3 protein-coding genes are annotated in these 2,924 nt (G+C 57.4%); all 3 read right to left on the bottom strand.

What is annotated here, in order from left to right:
- Positions 1-498: 498 nt before the first annotated feature.
- Positions 499-909: a transposase gene (locus NMG46_RS29430; RefSeq protein ID WP_292652413.1), complete on the bottom strand. Its 411-nt coding sequence runs from the start codon at positions 907-909 to the stop codon at positions 499-501.
- A 485-nt stretch (positions 910-1,394) separates the two neighbouring features.
- A complete protein-coding gene (gene ehuA, locus NMG46_RS29425; RefSeq protein ID WP_126057680.1) occupies positions 1,395-2,207 on the bottom strand; it encodes an ectoine/hydroxyectoine ABC transporter ATP-binding protein EhuA in 813 nt (270 codons plus the stop codon).
- 1 nt (position 2,208) lies between these two features.
- The coding region (gene ehuD, locus NMG46_RS29420; protein WP_368389333.1) for an ectoine/hydroxyectoine ABC transporter permease subunit EhuD at positions 2,209-2,924 on the bottom strand (716 nt) is incomplete at its 5' end.

The following is a 2,924-nucleotide window of genomic DNA, read 5'->3' as shown; positions in this document are numbered from 1 at the left end:
AAGCTGCCGCTCCGGGTCAAGCGTAAGGTCAAGTCCAGACACAAGCCGATCTCCGATCCCAATACAGGATCGGCAACCTCACAGATCGCGACCACTCCCGAAAGGTGGTCAGGAAACACCGCTTACGGTTCAGCGGCATGAGGCAGAGGCCCGCTTCGGTATTGCCGTCGAAGCCGTCGCGGCTGCCGGTACCGTCCTTTGGCGTACGTTCAGCTTCTTGCAGCGTGCCCGCGCGCGAACGACTGGCGTAGCGGCGGGTTCGATCAACGTGGGAAGGGCGACGCCCAGGTTCTGGCAACCGACGCTAGACGTTTGATCCAGGTTTTGATGCGGCTTGTCCTCCGAATCCGGGATGCGCTATGTGCCGGGTTCTTCATGGGAGCGCCACGACGACAGCGGTGTTCCGTCGAGCGATACAGCATGAAAGAGCCTGAAGCGCTATCAAGCTCACCCATCACCGACAAGAATGACTCTGCACCGGGTCCCGGCATAACCCCCTCAAGTAAGCGGCGTCTGCTCGGGCTCGGCTTTGGCGTCGCCACGCGAAATTGGCGCGGAGCCTGTCCACCTTTGGAAGCTTAGCCCCTCACGGCGCAGGAATTGCCAAACAGTGTCATGTGAGACTTTCACACCGTGTGCCTCAAGCTCTGCTTTCAACTGATGCAGTGTCAAATGCGGCGCCTTGTCAATTCGCTCCTGGATGAAATCCCGGTGAGGTTCCAGAACGCGCTTTCGGTGGCCACCCATCTTGCGAGGCTCGATAGAACCGCTCATTCGGTAGCGCTGCGACCATTTAACGGCGGAAGAAACTGCAATCCCAAAACGAGCCGCGACCGACCGGCAGCTCTCGCCAGCTTCAATCGCAAATACGATGCGCTCGCGCAGGCTCTTGGAGAGGGGTGCTGTCATTCAAGCTTCAGTCCTGGTTAGTCTTGATAATGCGAACCTAGGGCAAGAACTGAACCTCGGTACGTTCACTGCTCTGAGGTTCTATGTCAAATTCAGTTTGCCGATCGGATTCATCTTACGACAAGATGGTCTGGCTATCGGATGCACTTAGAACGTCAGACCCTTAAGGCGTCTCCGCCGTAGCAAGCTCTGAAGTGGAGGCATGCTGGCCTTCATGAGAACAATTTTTGCCCAGCAAGAAAATGGGCGGAGTTGGACAGCAGCGGTCCTTTCGCGACGGATGTCGCGCAAAGCGCCAGTTGCTTGACTGACTGGCCATCGCCCAGCAAGACTTCGGGCCACGAGAGGAACGGCGCCTCGATCCATCAAAGCCTCTAGGCCAATACTTCGCTGACCGGTCGGGACGGGCTTAAACGGAACGCTCCATGGCCGTAGTCCCTCAGCGGGTCACATGGAATTGGGGACGAAGACTCAATGCGGACCTTTCAAACCGCTTCCTTGACGGCAGAAAGGAACTGCTTGGTGCGGTCGCGCTGTGGGCTGGTAAACAATGTCTGCGGGGGCGCCTGCTCCTCTATCGAGCCGCCATAAAAGAAGCACACGCGGTCAGAGATGTCGCGAGCAAAGCCCATCTGATGGGTAACCATGATCATGGTTAGATTGTGCTCGGCGACTAGCTTTCGAATGACATGTGTCACCTCGCCGATGACTTCGGGGTCGAGGGCGGAAGTGACTTCGTCGAAAAGCATCACCTTGGGCCGCATCGCCAACGCGCGGGCTATGGCGACGCGCTGTTGTTGTCCCCCTGATAGACGGGAAGGATGCTGGTCGCGCTTGTCGATCATACCCACCATTTTCAGGAGCTCTTCGGATCGTTCAAGCGCCTCTTTCCTCGAAAGCCCCAGTACCTGGACTGGGCCTTCCATGCAGTTCTGGATCGCGGTCATATGCGGAAACAGGTTGAAGTGCTGGAAACACATCCCGATCGAGGAGCGAATCTTCCGCTGGTATCGCTCGTCTGCCGGTACAAGGATCCCATCGCGGGGCATGTGTGTCAGCGGCTTGCCGTCGACGTATATCACGCCGCCATTGATAGTTTCGAGTGTCATAAGGGCTCGCAACACCGTGGTCTTCCCGGACCCTGAGGGTCCTATAATGGTAACCATCTCTCCTTCGGCCACGTCAAAATCGAGGTGGCTGATGACGTTGAGCCTTCCATAGCTCTTGCTGACGTTCATGAACCGGACCATGGGGCGGTCATTCTCCGGCAGTTCAAGGGGATAGTCGGTATTGCTCATTTTACAGTCCTAGTCTCAGCCGCAGCCGTCGTTCGAACATCCTGACGAGTCCGGCCGTCGGAAGCGAGATCAAGAGGAAAATCAGGCCAACCAAAGTAAAAGGTTCCAAATACCTGTAGTTCTCGGACCCTAACGCGTTGGCCGTGTGCATTAGCTCCATAACACCAATCACCGACAGCATGGGCGTGTCCTTGAGGATGCCCACCAGGTAGTTGCCGAGGCCTGGCACCGCAGGCGCAAGCGCCTGCGGGATGATGATGCGTACATAGGTGACGCGGGGGGACATGTTCAGCGCACGGCACACTTCCCATTGCCCGGGAGCCACGGAATTGAGGCCTGCGCGGTAAACCTCTGAGAGATAGGCCGAATAGTGCAGACCGATCGCAAAGATGCCGGATACCCAGGGCGACAGGAAAATCCCGAACTGGGGTCCGACGTAGAAAACAAAGAAAATCTGCAGGACCAAGGGCGTGGACCGGATGAATTCAATCAGCTCCCTGACGACAAATGTCAGTGCGGGCCACTTTGTGCGTTGTGCAAGAGCGAGCAGCAGGCCGCCGACCAGAGCGATTGCATACCCGACCCCGGCCGCAATCAACGTGTTGAGGGTAGCCCATAACAACTGTGGCAGGATCTCCCACGTAAAGTCCCAGCGCCAGTTGAATGTCATGCCCTTCCAAGCCTCCGGGCAACCAAGCGTTCCGCCCAGCGCATCAT

The sequence above is a fragment of the Mesorhizobium sp. LMG 17147 genome, from assembly GCF_024297145.1.
Taxonomy (GTDB): Bacteria; Pseudomonadota; Alphaproteobacteria; order Rhizobiales; family Rhizobiaceae; genus Mesorhizobium.
The sequence above is the reverse complement of the archived record's forward strand: the minus strand, read 5'-3'. Positions and strand labels throughout refer to the sequence as shown.

What these genes read in the sequence shown, in the direction of transcription:
- ehuA (WP_126057680.1), bottom strand. Translation starts at nt 2,207, where the DNA reads ATGAGCAATACCGACTATCCCCTTGAACTGCCGGAGAATGACCGCCCC.
- NMG46_RS29430 (WP_292652413.1), bottom strand. Translation starts at nt 909, where the DNA reads ATGACAGCACCCCTCTCCAAGAGCCTGCGCGAGCGCATCGTATTTGCG.